Raw genomic sequence first — 17,599 nt, 5'->3', positions numbered from 1 at the left:
GCCATGCACCGTCTCCAGCCGCTGCTGCACGAACTCGTCACCACCGTGGCGGCACCGACCATGGCCCTGGCCGGCCCGGACGGGCAGCTCCGCGCGGCCGGCGTGCAGGGCGCGTTCCACGCGGACGTCCGCGTGCTGTCCGCGGCGGTGCTGCTGCTCGACGGGCACGAGCCCGAGCCGATCGGCCACGCCGACGCGGGTGCCGGCACGACACACTTCGCCGCGCTGGCCCGCCGGCTCGACCCCGGGGTGCGCATCGACCGGACACGCACCGTCACTCCCGCCCGTCTCGACGAGCGGATCCGGCTGAGCTCGGCCGCGACGGAGCCGGTCAGCACGGTGGTCACCGTCGACCTGGCAGTCGACCTGGCGCCGATCGAGGTCGTCAGGTCCGGCGGCGCGACCACCCCGGTGACCGCCGGCCGGTCCGCGGACGGCGGCCTGACCTGGACCCGGGACGGCGTCACGGTAACGGTCACCGCCGAGCGGGCCGCCATCGACGACCGCGGGCGGCTGCGCTGGGCGGTCACGCTCGCGCCGGGCACGGACACGACCCTGACCTTCACCGTACGGGTGGACGACCCGTCCGCGACGGTGCACGCCGCCACCCGCCCCCGCGACTGGAACGCAGCCCGGGTCCACTCCGGCGACCAGCGGCTGGGCCGGCTGGTGGCCCGCTCGCTCGACGACCTGCACGGCCTGCGGCTGGCCGACGGCGACGATGTCTACCTCGCCGCCGGAGTGCCGTGGTTCCTGACGCTGTTCGGCCGGGACAGTATCTGGGCGGCCCGGATGCTGCTGCCGCTGGGCACCGGCCCGGCCGCCGGGACGCTGCGCGTGCTGGCCCGCCGGCAGGGCACCCGGACCGACCCGGCCGCGGCCGAGGCGCCCGGCAAGATCCTGCACGAGCTGCGCCGGCACGAGTTCGTGCTGGGGGACGGCCTGCGCCTGCCCGCCGCGTACTACGGGACCATCGACGCCACGCCGCTGTGGATCAGCCTGCTGCACGACGCCTGGCGCTGGGGGCTGCCGGAGGCGCAGGTCGGCGAGCTGCTGCCGCACCTGGAAGCCGCGCTGAGCTGGCTGGCCGGGCACGGCGACGACTTCCTGGCGTACCGGGACCCCACCGGGCACGGCCTGGCCAACCAGGGCTGGAAGGACTCCGGGGACGCGGTGCGCTGCCACGACGGGCGGCCCGCCGAGCCACCCATCGCGCTCGTCGAGGTGCAGGGCTACGCCCACCGGGCGGCGCTGGACGCCGCGGCGTTGCTGGACGCGTTCGGCCGGCCCGGCGGTGACCGCTGGCGGCAGTACGCGGCCACGCTCGCCGAACGCTTCCGGGCCGCGTTCTGGCTGGACGCCGGCTACCCCGCGCTGGCCCTGGACCGCGCCGGGCGCCCGGTCGACTCGCTGACCAGCAACATCGGCCACCTGCTGGGCACCGGCCTGCTCGACGCGGCCGAGGAGCGGGCGGTGGCGACGGCGCTGAGCGGCGAGGCGATGTCCGGCGCGTACGGGCTGCGCACGATGTCCACGCTCGATCGCGGATACTCGCCGCTGTCGTACCACTGCGGCTCGGTCTGGACGCACGACACCGCGATCGTGGCGGCCGGGCTGGCCCGGTCCGGTTTCGGCACCGAGGCGGCCGTGCTGATCGACGGGCTGCTGACCGCGGCCGAGGCGTTCGGCTACCGGCTGCCCGAGCTGCACGCCGGGGACGCGCGCACGGCGCTGAGCCGGCCGATGCCGTACCCGGCGGCCTGCCGCCCGCAAGCCTGGTCGGCGGCCGCGGCGGTGCTGATGACCCAGGCCGTGATCGGACTGGAGCCGGACGTGCCCGGCGGCCGGGTCCGCCTCCGGCCGCTCGCCGGCGCGCCCTTCGGCCCGGTCGAGGTGCGCGGGTTGAGCATCGCCGGGGCGCCGGTCGACGTGCAGGTCGACGCCACCGGCGACGCGAACGTCAGTGGCCTGCCCGCCGGCCTGAGGCTGGGCTGAGCCTCAGTCGAGGAGGGGGTCGAGGCCGATCGTCAGACCCGGGCGGGTCACGATCGAGCGGATCCCCAGCAGCACACCCGGCATGAAGGACGTGCGGTCCAGGCTGTCGTGCCTGATCGTCAGCGTCTCGCCGTGCGTACCGAAGAGGACCTCCTGGTGGGCGACCAGGCCCGCCGCCCGCACCGCGTGCACCCGCACGCCGTCGATGTCCGCGCCGCGGGCGCCGGACACCTCCTCCTTGGTCGCGTCCGGCATCGCGCCCAGGCCGGCCTCAGCGCGGGCCGCAGCGATCAGCTTGGCCGTGTGGGTGGCCGTGCCGCTCGGGGCGTCCAGCTTGCGCGGGTGGTGCTGCTCGATGATCTCGGCGGACTCGAAGTAGCGGGCGGCCCGGGCCGCGAACTGCATCATCAGCACCGCGCCGAGGCCGAAGTTCGGCGCTATCAACACGCCCACCTCGGGCTTGTGCGAGAGCCAGGTGCGTACGCGTTCCAGCCGCTGCTCGGTGAAGCCGGTCGTGCCGACGACCATGTTGATGCCCTGCTCCACGGCCCAGTGCAGGTTGTCCATGACCACGTCGGGGGTGGTGAAGTCGACGAGCACCTGGGCGCCGGCGTCCGCGGCGTTGACCAGCGAGTCGCCCTGGTCGACCATGGCCACCAGCTCGAGGTCGTCGGCCGCGTCGACTGCCTTGCACACCTCGAGGCCCATCCGGCCCCGGGCCCCGAGCACGCCGACGCGGATCTGCTCCTGCTGGTCTGTCACCCGGTCAATTTAGCGCCGGTCGCCGCCTCGGCCGGAGCCGGGTGCCGGTTGCGCCACCAGCGTTCGGCCAGCCCCACCACCAGGAACACGGCGGCGACGTAGGCCCAGCCGACCAGCACGTCGACCACGTAGTGCTCCCCGGTGTAGACCAGGGTGAACGTCATCGCCAACGGGTACGCCAGCAGCAGCGGCCACCAGCGCCGGCGCACCACCGGCAGGAAGAAGGCGACGGCCATCATGGCCCAGGCGGTGTGCAGCGACGGCATCGCGGCCACCGGGTTCGACGCCTCCACCTGCAGGGCGTTGAGGGTGTTGCCGGCGCCGTGCAGGCCGATCGCGTCCCACCCGTTCGTGGAGATCCGCTCGACGTGCTCGCTCAGGTAGCCCTCTTCGTACGCCCACCAGGGTGGTGCCGCCGGGTAGACGAAGTAGGTGATCAGGCCGAAGACGCACAGCGTGAACCAGCGGCGGACGAAGCGGGCCCACTGCGCGCGGGACCGCACCCAGAGGATCACCGCCACCGTGGGCACGGTGAGGAAGTGCGAGACGTAGACCAGGGTGACCACGACCTCCCACCACTGCACCACGCCGGGCTGGTAGAGGTGCTGCTGCAGCCAGGTGGTCGGAACCTGGCCGCCGGTGAACCAGCCGAACATCGCCTCGTCGGCCTCGATCAGCTCGGTGACGTGCGGCTGGAAGAGGTCGTCGGCGTACCCGCGGGAGATGTTGTAGACGACCAGCAGCAGCGCGATGGGCAGCCAGTCCCGCAGGAACAGCAGGTGCTGCCGCCACGGCAGGTCGCTGCGCCACGCGATGGTGGCCAGCCACAGCCAGCCGAAGGCGATCAGCGGGTCGCTGGTCGGCACGCCGATGAAGTACGTGCCGACCGCGAACAGCACCGTCCAGATCAGCATGCCGATGATCCGGCGCCTACGCCGGTCCGGCGGCGCTTGCTCGTGTACGGGCGGAGGGCTGAGGATGGTCACGGCGTCCCAGGTTAGCGGGCGTTCGAAAACGCGTTCTCGTCGAAGGGCCCGACGACGGCCAGCGACATCGGCTTGGCCAGCAGCTCGGTGGCCAGCTCGTTGACCTCGTCCAGGGTGACGGCGTCGACCCGGGCCAGCATCTCGTCGACGGCCATCAGGTCGCCGTGCAGCAGCTCCGACTTGGCCAGCCGGCTCATCCGCGAGCCGGTGTCCTCCAGGCCGAGCACGTACGAGCCCTTCACCATGCCCTTGCCGCGGGCCAGCTCGCCGGGGCTGATGCCCTCGGCCGCGACCGTGGCGAGCTCCGCGCGGATCAGCGCGAGCACCTCCTCGGCCTTGCCCGGCGCGCAGCCGGCGTAGACCCCGAAGAGGCCGGCGTCGGCGTACTGACTGCCGTAGGAATAGACCGAGTAGGCCAGCCCGCGCTTCTCCCGGATCTCCTGGAAGAGCCGGCTGGACATGCCACCGCCGAGCACGTTGTTGAGCACGCCGAGCGCGAACCGGCGCTCGTCGGCCCGGTTGATGGCGGCGCAGCCCAGCACGATGTGCGCCTGCTCGGTGTCGCGGTGCCGGACCAGGGTGACCGGCCTGCGGGCGCGGGCGGCACCGGACGAGCCACGCTTGGGCGCGGGCTCGGCGGTGTCGCCGTCCAGCGGGCTGCCGGCCACGGCGGCCCGGACGAGCTTGACCACCTTGGCGTGGTCGAGGTTGCCCGCCGCCGTGATCACGATCTGCGGCGCCTTGTAGCGGGCCCGGTAGAAGCGGTTGATCTGGGCGCGGGTCATCGGGGAGATGGTCTGCTCGGTGCCCGAGATCAGCCGGCCCAGCGGCGTGCCGGCGCCGAAGATCGCCTCGGTGAAGACGTCGTGCACCTCGTCGCCGGGCTCGTCGTCGTGCATGGCGATCTCCTCGAGGATCACGCCCCGCTCGGTCTCCACGTCCGCCGGGTCGAGGAGCGAGCCCGCCACCGCGTCACAGAGCACGTCGACGGCGAGCGGCAGATCGGCGTCCAGCACCCGCGCGTAGAAGCAGGTGTACTCCTTCGTGGTGAAGGCGTTGGTCTCGCCGCCGACCGCCTCGATCTCCGCGGAGATCTCCAGCGCGGTGCGCTTCTCGGTGCCCTTGAACAGCAGGTGCTCGAGGAAGTGCGAGGCACCCGACATCGCGGGGGTCTCGTCACGGGAGCCGACCCCCACCCAGACGCCGAGGGCGGCGCTGCGGGTGGTGGGAATCGCCTCGGTGATGATGCGCAGACCACTGGGCAGGACGGTGCGCTTCACGCCGTCCTGCAGAGATTCGGTCTTCATCCTTTTAAGGGCGGTGGCGGGGCGGTCGGATGGGGTGACAACGCGGGCCGGCCTTTCGGCCGGCCCGCGGTTGCTCTCTGTCATGCGTGGATCAGTTGCGGTCGCCGCTGGGACGCTGACGACGGCGACGGGGCTCGCCGCCACCCTCGCCACGGGGACCCCGGTCCTCGCGCTCGCGCGGCGGGCGGCCGCCACCCTCGGAGCCCTCGCCACCGGAGGCGGCGGGCGCGTCCGCGGGCGCCTCGGCACCCTCGGGGCGGACCTTGTCCAGGTAGATCTTGCCGCGGTTGTCGATGTCCGCGATCGAGACCTCGACCTTGTCGCCGACGTTGAGGAAGTCCTCGACCTTGTCGACCCGCTTGCCGTCGCCCACCTTGGAGATGTGCAGCAGGCCGTCGCGGCCGGGCAGCAGCGAGATGAACGCGCCGAACGCGGCCGTCTTCACCACCGTGCCGAGGAACTTGTCCCCCGCCTTGGGCATCGTCGGGTTGGCGATGGCGTTGATCCGCTCCACCGCGGCCTCGGCCGCCGGGCCGTTGGTCGCGCCGACGTAGATCGTGCCGTCGTCCTCGATCGAGATGTCCGCGCCGGTCTCGTCCTGGATCGCGTTGATGGTCTGGCCCTTCGGGCCGATGACCATGCCGATCTTGTCGACCGGGATCTTGACGCTGGTGACCCGCGGGGCGTACTCGCTCATCTCGGCCGGGCTGTTGATGGCCTGGTCCATGACGCCGAGGATCGTGGTGCGGGCGTCGTGGGCCTGCTGCAGCGCGGCGGCCAGCACGTCGGACGGGATGCCGTCGAGCTTGGTGTCGAGCTGCAGCGCGGTCACGAACTCCGGCGTGCCGGCGACCTTGAAGTCCATGTCGCCGAACGCGTCCTCGGCGCCGAGGATGTCGGTCAGCGTGACGTACTCCGTCTTGCCGTCGACCTCGTCGGAGATGAGGCCCATGGCGATGCCGGCGACCGGCGCCTTCAGCGGCACACCGGCGCTGAGCAGGGCCAGCGTCGAGGCGCAGACCGAACCCATCGAGGTGGAGCCGTTCGAGCCCAAGGCCTCGGAGACCTGGCGGATCGCGTACGGGAACTCCTCGCGCGTCGGCAGCACCGGCACCAGGGCCCGCTCGGCGAGCGCGCCGTGGCCGATCTCGCGCCGCTTCGGCGAACCGACCCGGCCGGTCTCACCGGTCGAGTACGGCGGGAAGTTGTAGTTGTGCATGTAGCGCTTGGACTTGTCCGGGGACAGCGTGTCCAGGGACTGCTCCAGCCGCAGCATGTTCAGCGTGGTGACGCCCAGGATCTGGGTCTCGCCCCGCTCGAACAGCGCCGAGCCGTGCACCCGCGGCAGCACGCCGACCTCGGCGGACAGCGGGCGGATGTCCCGCGGGCCGCGGCCGTCCATGCGGACCTGCTCGCGGAGCACGCGGTTGCGCACCTCGGACTTGGTGACCGAGCGGAACGCCGCGCTGATCTCCTTCTCGCGGCCCTCGAACTGCGGGCCGACGAGCTCGACCGTCTTGGCCTTGACCCGGTCGAGGGCCTCCTCGCGGTCGGCCTTGCCGGCGATCTTCAGCGCCTCGGCCAGCTCGCCCTTGGCGGCGTCCGAGACGGCGGTGTACACGTCGTCCTGGTAGTCCAGGAAGACCGGGTATTCCAGCACCGGCTTGGCGGCGACCTCGGCCAGCTCGCTCTGCGCGCGGCACAGCTCGCGGATGGCCGGCTTGGCGGCCTCGAGACCGCTGGCGACGACCTCCTCGGTCGGCTTCGGCGCGCCGGCGGCGATCAGGCTCAGCGCCTGCGGGGTGGCCTCGGCCTCGACCATCATGATCGCGACCTCACCGTCCGGCAGGGTACGGCCGGCGACGATCATGTCGAAGGTGGCGCGGGCCAGCTCCTCCAGCGTGGGGAAGTTGACCCACTGGCCGTCGATGTGCGCGACGCGGGTGGAGCCGACCGGGCCACTGAAGGGCAGGCCGGAGAGCTTGGTCGACATCGAGGCGCCGTTCATGGCGACGACGTCGTACGGGTGCTGCGGGTCGAGCGCGAGGACGGTCTCGACGACCTGGACCTCGTTGCGCAGGCCCTTGGTGAACGACGGGCGCAGCGGCCGGTCGATCAGGCGGCAGGTGAGGATGGCGTCCTCGCTGGGACGGCCCTCGCGCCGGAAGAACGAGCCGGGGATGCGGCCCACGGCGTACATGCGCTCCTCGACGTCGACCGTCAGCGGGAAGAAGTCGAAGTGCTCCTTCGGCTGCTTGCCGGCCGTGGTCGCGGAGAGCACGGTGGTCTCGCCCAGCTGGACGATGACCGAACCGGCGGCCTGACGGGCCAGCCGGCCGGTGGAGAAAGTGATCTCGCGGGTGCCGAACGACCCGTTGTCGATGACGGCGGTGCGAGTCTCGGTGCCGAGAGCTTTTTGCTCTGTCATGTGGTGCGGTACTCCTTCGTCGAGGACCCGGCGGTTCACACAGCGCGGAAGAGGCTGGCCGGTCTTCGATCGAAGTGCCCGAGAGTTTGTGCTCGGGAACCACTACCGAGGACCGGGGCCGGTGGCCCGGTGCCGCGCGGGTCCGTGGGTGAAGCTCGGGGGGAGCGGCCAGGCGGCCCCTCCCCCCGTCGAATCAGCGGCGCAGGCCGAGACGCTCGATCAGCGTCCGGTAGCGCGCGATGTCCTTCTTCTGGACGTAGTTCAGCAGGCGGCGGCGACGGCCGACCAGCAGCAGCAGACCACGACGGCTGTGGTGGTCGTGCTTGTGCACCTTGAGGTGCTCGGTCAGGTCGGCGATCCGCTTGGTGAGCATCGCGACCTGCACCTCGGGCGAACCGGTGTCGCCCTCGAGCGTCGCGTACTCGGTCATGATCTTGGTCTTGGTCTCTTGGTCGAGCGCCATGTTCTCCGTGATTCTGTGTTGCCGATTCATACGGTGTCCCACCCCGGAGGGCGAGCTCGCGGCCCGCGGCGTCGGGCAGGCAGGCGAGTCCGGTCGTCGGAATAGCCGACGTCACGGCAAGCTTATCAGCAGCTTAGATCGGTGGCCGGGCGAGCAGCCGCCGGGTCTGCTCGACGTCCTCGCGGATCTGCGCGACGAGCGGCTCGATGCCGGTGTAGACCCGCTGTTCGCGCAGGTGGGCGACGAAGTCGAGGCTGACCCGCTCGCCGTACAGGTCGCCGGCGAAGTCCAGCACGTAGGCCTCGACCCGGCGCTCGCGGCCGGAGAACGTGGGGTTGGTCCCGACCGAGACCGAGGCCGGCTGCGGGCCGCCGTGCTTGCCCCCGCGGATGAGCCACGCCGCGTAGACCCCGTCGGCCGGAATGGCCGCATAGCGGTGGCACATGAGGTTGGCGGTCGGGAAGCCGAGCTCCCGGCCACGCTGATCGCCGCGGACGACCACGCCGGCCAGGCGGTGCGGGCGGCCGAGCGCGGCGGCGGCGGCCGAGACGTCCCCGGCGTCGACACAACTGCGGATGTACGTGGACGAGAACACCAGCTCCTGCTCGGCCACCAGCGGCGCCTCCTCGACCGTGAAGCCGAAGGTGCGCCCGAGCCGGGTGAGCATCGCCAGATCCCCGGCCGCCTTGTGCCCGAAGCGGAAGTTGTCCCCCTCCACGACGACGGCGGCGTGCAGCGCGTCGACCAGCACGTCGTGCACGAAAGCCTCGGCGCTGAGCTGGGAGAAGGCGGGGGTGAAGGGCACCACGCAGAGGGCGTCGACGCCGAGCTGCTCGATCAGCTCGGCCTTGCGCACCGGCTCGGTGAGCACGGCCGGGTGCGAACCGGGCCGGACCACCTCCGCGGGGTGCGGGTCGAAGGTCACGACGACCGACTGGAGGCCGAGGTCCCGGGCGCGCTTCACGGTGTGCCCGATGATCGCCTGATGGCCGCGGTGCACGCCGTCGAAGACGCCGATGGTCACCACCGACCGGCCGAACCCGCCCGCTACGGCCTCGTACCCGCGCCACCGCTGCATTTCCACTTACCTTCCTGGAGTGTCCGGGGGTAAGCGTATCGGTCTCCACGACTGCCTGAAACGCTACAGTTAGTCCCGATATGCGCGTTGACTGGAGCTCTCTCGTCCTGCTCGCGGCCGAGTTCACCTTCGCCGTGCTCTTCCTGCGCGCTCTGGTCGGCTACCTGCGCCGGCGCGACCCGCTGCAGCGTGACGTCACGCTGGTCTTCGCGCCGTGCACAGTGCTGTTCTGCGTCGACATCGCCCGCCGGATCAACGGCGATGCCCTGCCCATGTGGGTCAACGCCGTCTCGCTGACCGTCCTGCTGGCCCAGCCGTACCTCACGGTCCGGCTCGCCGCCCGGCTGCGCGCGGTGCCGGCCTGGCTCCAGCGGGCGATTCTGGTCACACTCGCCGCGGTCGCCGCCTGGGTGGCGTTCGCGCCGCGTCCGCTGAGCCCGATCCAGCTGTTCACCGCGGTGACGTCATTCCTGATCGCCGAGCTCATCGCGGCGGCGCTGCTGTTCGGCAAGGCCCGCACCCGCACCGGCGCGAACCGGGCCCGGCTGATGATCGCGGCCGGCGCGACGGCCGCCTTCGGGCTGATGATCGTGCTGATCGGCATCGCGGCGGTGCCCGGCAGCAGCCCGGTGCTCGACACCGCCAACCGGGTCCTGGCGCTGATCTGCGGGTTCGGCTACCTGATCGCCTTCGTGCCGCCGCACTGGCTGCGCCGGGCCTTCTCCGCCACGGCCGCCCAGTCGGTCACCGAGCGGCTGCTGCGGGCGCCCGCGGAGTCCGCCGAGCAGGTCTGGCAGATCTACGCCGACATCATGCGGGTGCAGACCGGGGCCGACGCGGTGGCCGTCCTGATGCCGCGGGCCGACGGCATGCTGGCCCCGGCCGCGTACGCCGGTCCCCCGACGACCGCGCCGGACGGTCTCGGCTTCGCCGACGTCACCGCGCTGATCCGGGCCGGCCGGCCGGCCCGGCTGCGCGACAGCGACCCGGCGCTGGTCGCCCACTTCGGCGACGACCTCGGCGACGACTTCGTGACCGTGCTGAGCATGCCGGTGCCGCCGGACGCCGAGGGTGCGGTGCTGCTGTTCAACCGCCACCGCAGCCTGTTCAGCGACGACGACCTGCGGCTGCTCGCGGCGCTCGGTGGGCAGGCCGGCGTCCTGGCCGAACGCCAGGCGGTCACCGCGGCGCAGCGCCGGCTGGCCGCCGAGCTCAGCACCTCCGTCGAGGCGCTGACCCGGGCCAGCCAGGCGAAGAGCTCGTTCCTGGCCAACATGAGCCACGAGCTGCGGACCCCGCTGAACGCGATCATCGGCTTCAGCGACCTGATGCGGCTCGAGGAGCCCGACGGTGACCGGCGCCGGGTGCCCGCCGACTGGGTGGACCACATCCACACCAGCGGGCGGCACCTGCTCGGCCTGATCAACGACATCCTCGACCTGGCCAAGGTGGAGGCGGGCCGGCTGGAGCTGCGGCTGGCCCCGCTGCGGGTCGACACCGCGGTCAGCGAGCTGCTGACCGGCCTGGCCCCGCTGCTGTCGGCCAAGAACCTCACCGTCACCACGACGCTGCCGGAGGCCACCGCCCTGGCGGACCGGGTCCGGTTCCGGCAGATCGTGGAGAACCTGCTCTCCAACGCGATCAAGTTCACCGACGACGGCACGATCTCCGTCTCGGTCGCCCAGGCCGGCGACCTCGTCGAGGTGACCGTCGCGGACACCGGGGTGGGCATCGCCGAGGCGGACCGGGAACGGGTCTTCGAGGAGTTCCAGCAGGTCGGTGACCCGGACCGGCAGCGGGCCGGCACCGGCCTGGGGCTGGCGCTGACCAAGCGGCTGGTCGAGGCGCACGACGGTGAGATCAGCCTGATCTCCACGCCGGGTGAGGGCAGTGCCTTCACCGTACGGCTGCCGGCCGCGCCCCTCCTGCAGCTCGACCAGGGCCCGGACGCCGGTGCCCGGGTGCTGCTGATCGAGGACGACCCGCAGTCCGCCGAACTGCTCAGCACCCAGCTCGTCAGCGCGGGCTACCACGTCGAGGTGGCCGGCACCGGCGAGGCGGGCCTGACCGCCGCCGGGGCGCACCCGCCCGACGCGATCGTGCTCGACGTCGCCCTGCCCGGTATCGACGGCTTCGAGGTCATCCGCCGGCTCAAGGCCGATCCGCGGCTGGCCGGGATCCCGGTCTTCTTCGCCACCATCATCGACGAACGGCAGGCCGGGCTGGCGCTGGGCGCCGACGACTACTTCGTCAAGCCGGTCGACCAGGCCGCCCTGCTCGGTGCGCTGGCCCGCAAGATCGCACACCGGCCGGTGCCGCGGGTGCTGGTCGTCGACCACGACGACGAAATCCGCAAGGCGATCGAGGACGGCCTGCGCGCCGGCGGCGCCGACGTGGTGGCCTGCGCGGACGGGCGCGACGGCCTGGCGCTGAGCCGGGAGAGCCACTTCGACCTGATCGTCTGCGACATGCAGTCGCCGGAGGTGGACGGGTTCAGCATGCTGGCCGCCATCGAGCAGGACCCGGCCACCCGGCACACCCCCGTGCTGGGACTCACCGCGGCGGCCGGCGTGGCCCGCGAGCCGGGCGACGCGGCCCCGCTGGTGGCCACGGCGATGGCCGGCGGCGTGGTGGCTACCGCGATGGCCGGCGGCGCCGGCTGGGAAGCGCTGGCACCGCTGCTCGGCGGGTCCGGAACCGCCATGAAGGACGGCTCCGCCAAGGGCGGCTCCGGAACTGCCGCGAAGGACACGAAGGAGACTGCGTGACGGCCGAGAACCCCAGGATCCTGCTGGTCGAGGACGAGGAGTTGAACCGGACCCTGGTCAAGGCGGTGCTGGCCCGGGCCCGGATCGCGGCCGTCCGCGACGCCGAGGTGCTGGACGCCTCCACGCTGGCGAGCGCGCGCACCCGGCTCGCCGCGGAGGACGTCGACCTGATCCTGCTGGACATGAACCTGCCGGACGGCAGCGGCCTCGCCCTGGCGAGCGAACTGGCGGCGGGCACGGTCGCGACGGGCCGTCCCCGGCCGACCGTCGTCGCGGTGACCGCGAGCGTGCTCCCACAGGACCGGGAGGCGGCACTGCAGGCGGGCTGCGACGGCTTCCTGGACAAGCCGTACGCGGCGGCGGACCTGGTGGCGACGGTGGCCGAGCACCTGTCCCGGCGCAGCGGGCAGGACAGGTCCTAAGCCGGGGCGAGCACGATCTCGGCGCGCGCTTTGCCGTCGCGCTCGGAGACGATCGCGAGCACGTCGCCGGCGGTGTTGAAGACCGCGTACGGGCCCTCGATGCCGACCGGCTGCAACGGACCGCCGTGGCTGAGCACCCGGGTCTCCTCGGCGTCGGCCTCCCGCTGCGGGAAGGCCCGCCGGGCCGCCTCGGCCAGCGGCAGCGAGATCACGTCGGGGGCGCGTTCCTCCAGCTCCGCGAGGGTGGCGGCGGACGCGAGCGTGAGATCACCGACGGCGGTGCGGCGCAGCGCGGTCAGATGCCCGCCGACTTCGAGGGTACGGCCGAGGTCCCGCGCGATGGCCCGGATGTAGGTGCCGCTGGAGCAGGTGACGTCGATGTCCACGTCGACGAAGTCCCCGTCGTCCGGGCGCCGCACGGCCGGCACGTCGAGCCGGGAGATCGTGACCTTACGGGCGGCCAGCTCGACCTCCTCGCCGTCCCGGACCCGCTTGTAGGCGCGCTGCCCGTTGACCTTGATGGCACTGACCGCACTGGGCACCTGCTCGATCTCACCGGTCTGCGCGGCGAGCCCGGCCCGGATCGCCGCCTCGGTGACCCCGGCGGTGGAGACGGTGGCGGTGACGTCACCCTCGGCGTCGTCGGTGATCGTGGTCTGCCCGAGCCGGATGGTCGCGGTGTAGCTCTTGCCGGCGCCGATGACGTACGTGAGCAGCCGGGTGGCCCGGTTGACCCCGATGATCAGCACTCCGGTGGCCATCGGGTCGAGGGTGCCGCCGTGCCCGACCCGCCTGGTCCGGGCCAGCCTCCTGATCCGGGCGACCACGTCGTGGGAGGTCATCCCGGCCGGCTTGTCCACAACGATGAGCCCGTCCACGTTCACGGCTCCACCCAACCAGACCACCCGGGTCGCGGGTCAGGCCGGGGTGAGGTTGCCGGCGACGCGCTCGAGCAGGGCGACCAGGGTCGCGTACTCCCGCTCGGACAGGCCCTCGGCGACGCGGGCCCGGAACACCCGCACCCGCTCGGCGACCCGGTCGTGGGCCGCCCGCCCGGCGGTGGTCAGGCGGACGCCCGGCCCGCCCGCCACCTCAGTCACCCAGCCCCGGCGGATCAGGTCGTCGACCTGCGGGCGCACGGTCGGCGCGAACGGCGCGAGGGCGGTGTCGAGCTCCGACCGGGAGGCGTCACCCCGCGCAAGGGTGGTCAGGACCTGCCAGTGCCGCCGGGTCACACCCTCGTCGGCCAGCAGCCGGCCGAAGGTGTCCTCGATGCGGCGGTCGACCTCTTTGATCCAGTAACCGAGGGGAAGCATGAATGTCATGCTACATGTAGTTGTATAATGACATCCATGCAGCGCGATGAGGACCTGGCGGCGATCGAGCGGGCGATGATCGCGATCCGGCGCAGCCAGAGCCGGCGGGTATTGAGCCGGCTGGCCCCGCCGGGTGATCAGACCGTGTTCGGGGTGCTGGACGCGCTGGAGGAACTGGGCCGGCCCGGGACCGTCGGCGAGGTGGGGGTTGCGCTCGGGGTGGATCAGCCGCGGGCGAGCCGGCTGGTGGCTCGGGCGGTGGCGCAGGGGCTGGTGATCCGCCAGGCCGATCAGCGGGATGGCCGGCGGGCTTTGCTCGTGCTGACCGGGGAGGGGCAGTCCTACCTGGCGGATGCTCACCGGTCGCGGCAGGAGATGTTCGCGCGGGCCATGGTCGGCTGGCCGGAGGAGGATCGGAGGGGTTTCGCTCGGCTGTTGACGTCGTTCACTGCCGCGCTCGGCACCCTCACCGACGAGCCGGGCCGGTCGTCGCTCGAGTGACCAGGCCGCCGGCCGCCGGCTGGACCGACGGCGGCAAAGGGGCCCAAGCATCCGGCTCGGCCCCGAGACGCTGTCATCGCGGCGTGCCGCCACGGTGGGAGACGACCAGTCCCCCGCCCTCCGCCGGTGCCGCGAAGCCCACGCGAGAACGGCCGACCCGAAGGCGATCAGCGGGTGGCGCCGAGGACCGCCCATCGCGCCCCGCGCCAGCGGACCAGCAGGAACACCAGCCGGATCAGCGTGAACAACGCCAGCCCGAACCACACCCCGGCCAGCCCCCGGTCCAGCGCGTACGCCAGCCAGATCGCCGGCAGGAACCCGAGCAGCGCCGCCGCCAGCGTCATCGTGCGCAGGTAGCCCACGTCGCCCGCGCCGATCAGGACGCCGTCCAGGGCGTAGACGACGCCGGCGAAGGGCAGCATGCCCACGAACCAGGGCCAGACGATCGCCGCCTGCTCGTGGACCGCCCGGTCGCTCGTGAACCAGCCGGGCACCACCCCGGCGCCCGCCGCCGCCAGGAGCGCGAAGCCCACGCCGGCCACCGCGCCCACCGCCGTGACCCGCCGGGCCACCTCGCGGGCCGCGGTCTCGTCGCCCGCGCCCAGCGCCGCACCGACCAGGGACTGCGCCGCGATCGCCACCGCGTCCAGGGCCAGCGCGCAGAAGAACCAGAGTTGCAGGCCGATCTGGTGGGCACCCACGGCCGCGACGCCGAAACGGGCCGCCACGGCGGTCGCCGACAACCAGCAGGCCTGGAACGCGGCGCCGCGGATGAGCAGGTCCCGGCCCAGCACGAGCTGCCGGACGATGACCGCCGGGCTGGGCCGCAGCGGCGCGCGTTCGCGGATCAACGCCCAGAGGAACAGCCCGCCGGTCAGCGACTGCGCCACCACATTGGCGACGGCTGAGCCGATCAGTCCCCAGCCGGCCGGGTACACGAGCAGCGGGCACAGCACCGCGGAGAGCACGTTGGCGCCGAGGACGTAGTACAGCGGGCGGCGGGTGTCCTGCACTCCGCGCATCCAGCCGTTGCCGGCCGCCGCGAGCAGCAGGCCGGGGATGCCGAGGGCCGCGACGCGCAGCCACTGTGCGGCGGCCTCGGCGGCGGCCGGGTCGGCGGCCAGGGCCCTGGTGACCGGCGTGGCGAAGAGCTGGGCCAGCAGGACGAGCAGAGCACCGGTGGCCAGGGCGAGCCAGGTGGCCTGGACGCCTTCGGCGACGGCGGCGGTGCGGTCACCCGCGCCGAAGCGGCGGGCGGCGCGGCCGGTCGTGCCGTACGCCATCAGCGTGCCGAACCAGACGGCCACCGACATCACCGTGCCGCCGACGGCGACCGCCGCGAGCGGGATCCGGCCGAGGTGGCCCACCACCGCGGTGTCGACCAGCACGTACAGCGGCTCGGCGGCCAGCACGACCAGGGCCGGCAGGGCCAGGGCGGCGATGCGCCGGGTGAGGGTGCCTTGGTCGACGGCGGCGGGCGGGCTCATGAACAGCCATGATGCCCGCCGAGCCGTAAGGGGCGCAACGCGCCCGTACTACTTACTGGCGGGTGTCCATCGACGTCTGCAGCGCGCGGCGGGCCTGCTCGCGGGCGTCGTCGGACTGCTGGGGCTTGGGCTTGGCGGCCATGATCGTGGTCCTTCCACGGCGGAACGGGTGCACGGCACCCACTGATCGATCGAGCGGCGTGTCGCGAGGGCCGGTCCGGGATCACCGGACGGGTGGCGGGGCGACACAGCCCGGGATGGTGTACCCGGGTGGCTCGAGGCTGCTGCGGCGGTCGGTGGTAGCGCCCGTGCAGAAACCAAATCACCGTTAACTCAAACTATCGTTCAGTCTCGCTGGTTGCTCGTCGTGTCCCGCGATACGGGAAGCCGGATCAACGACAAAAGGCCGGCCCGAAGGCCGGCCCCGCGCAGAAGAAGCTACGGAATGAGGTGGTTGCCCAGCTCGTCGCGGACCGCGGTGACGACGTCCCCCGGGGTGCCGTAACCGGTGAAACCCGCGGCCAGCCGGTGCCCGCCACCGCCCAGCGCCACCGCGACGGCACTCACGTCGACCGCGCCCTTGCTGCGCAGCGACACCGCCCACTCGCGCTCGGCGAGCTCCTTGACCACCACGGACACGTCCACCTCGGCCACGCACCGGACCGGGTCGATCAGCGCGTCCAGCACGTACGGTCGCTGCCCGTGCCGCTCGAGGTCCCCGAGCGTCGCGTACGTCCACACCATGCCGTGCCCGTCCGCCGCGGTGGGATCGAGCTGGGCCCGGCTGAGCACTTCGGCGGAGAGCTTCATCGCGCCGAACGGGCGGCTGTCGAACACCCGGCGGGAGATCTCCCCCGGGCGCAGGCCGGTGGCGATCAGCCGGGCGGCCATCTCGTGCACCCGCGGCGTGGTCATGTCGAAGCGGAACGAGCCGGTGTCGGTGGCCAGGGCCACGTACAGGCATTCCGCGATCTCGGCGTCCAGCGGCACGTCGAGGCGGCGCAGCAGCTCCTCGGCCACCACCGAGGTGGCGGCGGCACCGGCGTCGACCAGGTTGACGCCCGCGAAGCCCGTGTTGGACGCGTGGTGATCCAGGGCCACGGTGGCCCGGGCACGGGACAGCCGGTCGGCCAGCCCGCCGAGCCGGGACACCGCGGCCACGTCGAAGACGATCACCAGATCCGGCTCCGGCTCGGCCTGCTCCTCGCTGACCAGCAGATCGAGGCCGGGCAGCGCGGCGAACGGCTCGGGGATCTCGAACGTGCCGGGGAACGTGGCCTGCAGCCGGGGCACGCCGAGCCGGCGCAGTCCCAGGCCGAAACCGAGCATGCTGCCGAGCGCGTCGCCGTCGGGATTGACGTGACAGATCAGCAGCACCCGGCCGGTGGGCGCCAGCTCACGGATCGCCGAGACCGCCGCCGAGAAGTCAGCTGCGGCGGGGCTGCCCTCCGAGACGGTGACCGCCTCGGTCACCCCTGGTCCTCGCGGGCACCGACCCGCTCGTCGGCGTCCTCGTCGTCATCCTCGTCCTCGGCCTTGTACGGGTCCGGGTCGCCGGCGTACTGCTTGCCGGCGGCCAACCGCTGCACCTCGGCGTCGCGGTGCCGGGCCGCGGCCAGCAGCTCGTCGATCTCCTTGACGTTGTCCAGGACGTTGTCCAGCACGAACGTCAGGCTCGGCGAGTGCCGCAGGCCCAGGGCGTGACCGACCCGGCTGCGCAGCATCCCCTTGGCGCTGTCCAGCGCCGTCGCGGTCGCCGCCTGCTCGGTCTGGTCCCCGAGCACGGTGTAGTACACATGAGCGTCGCGGAGATCGCCCGTGATCCGGGCGTCCGTGATCGTCACCATGCCGAGACGGGGATCCTTGATCTCTCGCACCAGCGATGCCACCAGCTCGCGGATGCGCTCCGCGTGCCGACGCGTCTTGGCCGGGTCCGACATATCGCCCACCTCCGACAACCGTGCCTCCGGGGCGAACCGCCCCGCCCAACGCCTGAAGCCTACCCATGACCGCCTGAGCCCGAACGTCGCGTCGGTGCGTCGCCCCGTGGGGCCACCGGCGGCACCGCTCATGTAACGAACTTGCA

General features: G+C 72.6%; 15 protein-coding genes. 4 read left to right on the top strand and 11 right to left on the bottom strand.

All coding sequences use genetic code 11. The annotated features are described in order from the left end of the window. Positions 1 to 3 precede the first annotated feature (3 nt). Complete coding sequence (locus Aau02nite_RS28530) at positions 4 to 1,995, top strand: amylo-alpha-1,6-glucosidase (protein ID WP_212991684.1); 1,992 nt, start codon at positions 4 to 6, stop codon at positions 1,993 to 1,995. Positions 1,996 to 1,998: 3 nt separating this feature from the next. Here the strand turns inward: Aau02nite_RS28530 and dapB are convergent, their stop codons facing one another. The 6 genes from dapB to Aau02nite_RS28500 form a co-directional block, all read right to left on the bottom strand. After that, positions 1,999 to 2,766 (bottom strand): 4-hydroxy-tetrahydrodipicolinate reductase, encoded by a 768-nt coding sequence (gene dapB / locus Aau02nite_RS28525; protein ID WP_438841181.1) that lies wholly within the window; start codon positions 2,764 to 2,766, stop codon positions 1,999 to 2,001. Continuing rightward, positions 2,754 to 3,671 carry a phosphatase PAP2 family protein gene (locus Aau02nite_RS28520; protein WP_246595517.1) on the bottom strand — a complete coding sequence of 306 codons (918 nt, stop codon included), beginning with the start codon at positions 3,669 to 3,671 and terminating at the stop codon, positions 2,754 to 2,756. Before Aau02nite_RS28520 ends, dapB begins: the two co-directional genes overlap by 13 nt. Positions 3,672 to 3,754: 83 nt before the next feature. Then, on the bottom strand, positions 3,755 to 5,050 hold the full coding sequence (locus tag Aau02nite_RS28515) for a M16 family metallopeptidase (protein WP_246595510.1): 1,296 nt from the start codon (positions 5,048 to 5,050) through the stop codon (positions 3,755 to 3,757). A gap of 91 nt (positions 5,051 to 5,141) precedes the next feature. Next, positions 5,142 to 7,478, bottom strand: coding sequence for a polyribonucleotide nucleotidyltransferase (locus Aau02nite_RS28510; protein WP_212991680.1), 2,337 nt, complete (start codon positions 7,476 to 7,478; stop codon positions 5,142 to 5,144). 193 nt (positions 7,479 to 7,671) lie between these two features. Further along, positions 7,672 to 7,941: a 30S ribosomal protein S15 gene (rpsO, locus tag Aau02nite_RS28505; RefSeq protein ID WP_023561775.1), complete on the bottom strand. Its 270-nt coding sequence runs from the start codon at positions 7,939 to 7,941 to the stop codon at positions 7,672 to 7,674. Positions 7,942 to 8,074: 133 nt separating this feature from the next. Beyond that, the gene (locus Aau02nite_RS28500; RefSeq protein ID WP_212991679.1) at positions 8,075 to 9,019 is read right to left on the bottom strand and encodes a bifunctional riboflavin kinase/FAD synthetase; all 945 of its coding nucleotides are present in this window, start codon (positions 9,017 to 9,019) and stop codon (positions 8,075 to 8,077) included. A gap of 80 nt (positions 9,020 to 9,099) precedes the next feature. On the opposite strand from Aau02nite_RS28500, the gene Aau02nite_RS28495 reads away from it, so the two are divergent. Further along, positions 9,100 to 11,787, top strand: coding sequence for a response regulator (locus Aau02nite_RS28495; protein WP_212991678.1), 2,688 nt, complete (start codon positions 9,100 to 9,102; stop codon positions 11,785 to 11,787). Beyond that, positions 11,784 to 12,209 (top strand): response regulator, encoded by a 426-nt coding sequence (locus Aau02nite_RS28490; RefSeq protein WP_212991677.1) that lies wholly within the window; start codon positions 11,784 to 11,786, stop codon positions 12,207 to 12,209. The genes Aau02nite_RS28495 and Aau02nite_RS28490 overlap by 4 nt, the downstream gene beginning before the upstream one ends. Here Aau02nite_RS28490 and truB read toward each other — a convergent pair. Then, positions 12,206 to 13,093: a tRNA pseudouridine(55) synthase TruB gene (gene truB, locus Aau02nite_RS28485; protein WP_212991676.1), complete on the bottom strand. Its 888-nt coding sequence runs from the start codon at positions 13,091 to 13,093 to the stop codon at positions 12,206 to 12,208. The two genes, Aau02nite_RS28490 and truB, sit on opposite strands and share 4 nt — an antisense overlap. A gap of 33 nt (positions 13,094 to 13,126) precedes the next feature. After that, the gene (locus tag Aau02nite_RS28480) at positions 13,127 to 13,525 is read right to left on the bottom strand and encodes a MarR family winged helix-turn-helix transcriptional regulator (protein ID WP_212991675.1); all 399 of its coding nucleotides are present in this window, start codon (positions 13,523 to 13,525) and stop codon (positions 13,127 to 13,129) included. 36 nt (positions 13,526 to 13,561) lie between these two features. On the opposite strand from Aau02nite_RS28480, the gene Aau02nite_RS28475 reads away from it, so the two are divergent. Next, positions 13,562 to 14,026 (top strand): MarR family winged helix-turn-helix transcriptional regulator, encoded by a 465-nt coding sequence (locus Aau02nite_RS28475; protein WP_246595509.1) that lies wholly within the window; start codon positions 13,562 to 13,564, stop codon positions 14,024 to 14,026. A 167-nt stretch (positions 14,027 to 14,193) separates the two neighbouring features. Here Aau02nite_RS28475 and Aau02nite_RS28470 read toward each other — a convergent pair whose 3' ends face one another. From Aau02nite_RS28470 to rbfA, 3 genes are all read right to left on the bottom strand, one after another. After that, the gene (locus Aau02nite_RS28470) at positions 14,194 to 15,513 is read right to left on the bottom strand and encodes an MATE family efflux transporter (protein WP_212991673.1); all 1,320 of its coding nucleotides are present in this window, start codon (positions 15,511 to 15,513) and stop codon (positions 14,194 to 14,196) included. 438 nt (positions 15,514 to 15,951) lie between these two features. Then, the gene (locus Aau02nite_RS28465) at positions 15,952 to 16,986 is read right to left on the bottom strand and encodes a DHH family phosphoesterase (protein ID WP_212991672.1); all 1,035 of its coding nucleotides are present in this window, start codon (positions 16,984 to 16,986) and stop codon (positions 15,952 to 15,954) included. Further along, a complete protein-coding gene (rbfA, locus tag Aau02nite_RS28460; protein ID WP_212991671.1) occupies positions 16,983 to 17,453 on the bottom strand; it encodes a 30S ribosome-binding factor RbfA in 471 nt (156 codons plus the stop codon). The genes Aau02nite_RS28465 and rbfA overlap by 4 nt, the downstream gene beginning before the upstream one ends. Positions 17,454 to 17,599 lie beyond the last annotated feature (146 nt).

Origin of the sequence: Actinoplanes auranticolor (assembly GCF_018332655.1) — a bacterium.
Classification (GTDB): Bacteria; Actinomycetota; Actinomycetes; order Mycobacteriales; family Micromonosporaceae; genus Actinoplanes; species Actinoplanes auranticolor.
The sequence above is the reverse complement of the archived record's forward strand: the minus strand, read 5'-3'. Positions and strand labels throughout refer to the sequence as shown.

Bases quoted from the DNA above. Each gene is read 5' to 3' on its own strand.
- Aau02nite_RS28530 (WP_212991684.1), top strand. From the start codon at position 4: ATGCACCGTCTCCAGCCGCTGCTGCACGAACTCGTCACCACCGTGGCG.
- Aau02nite_RS28520 (WP_246595517.1), bottom strand. From the start codon at position 3,671: ATGCTGATCTGGACGGTGCTGTTCGCGGTCGGCACGTACTTCATCGGC.
- Aau02nite_RS28515 (WP_246595510.1), bottom strand. From the start codon at position 5,050: ATGAAGACCGAATCTCTGCAGGACGGCGTGAAGCGCACCGTCCTGCCC.
- Aau02nite_RS28510 (WP_212991680.1), bottom strand. From the start codon at position 7,478: ATGACAGAGCAAAAAGCTCTCGGCACCGAGACTCGCACCGCCGTCATC.
- rpsO (WP_023561775.1), bottom strand. From the start codon at position 7,941: ATGGCGCTCGACCAAGAGACCAAGACCAAGATCATGACCGAGTACGCG.
- Aau02nite_RS28500 (WP_212991679.1), bottom strand. From the start codon at position 9,019: ATGCAGCGGTGGCGCGGGTACGAGGCCGTAGCGGGCGGGTTCGGCCGG.
- Aau02nite_RS28495 (WP_212991678.1), top strand. From the start codon at position 9,100: ATGCGCGTTGACTGGAGCTCTCTCGTCCTGCTCGCGGCCGAGTTCACC.
- Aau02nite_RS28480 (WP_212991675.1), bottom strand. From the start codon at position 13,525: ATGCTTCCCCTCGGTTACTGGATCAAAGAGGTCGACCGCCGCATCGAG.
- Aau02nite_RS28475 (WP_246595509.1), top strand. From the start codon at position 13,562: ATGCAGCGCGATGAGGACCTGGCGGCGATCGAGCGGGCGATGATCGCG.
- Aau02nite_RS28470 (WP_212991673.1), bottom strand. From the start codon at position 15,513: ATGAGCCCGCCCGCCGCCGTCGACCAAGGCACCCTCACCCGGCGCATC.
- rbfA (WP_212991671.1), bottom strand. From the start codon at position 17,453: ATGTCGGACCCGGCCAAGACGCGTCGGCACGCGGAGCGCATCCGCGAG.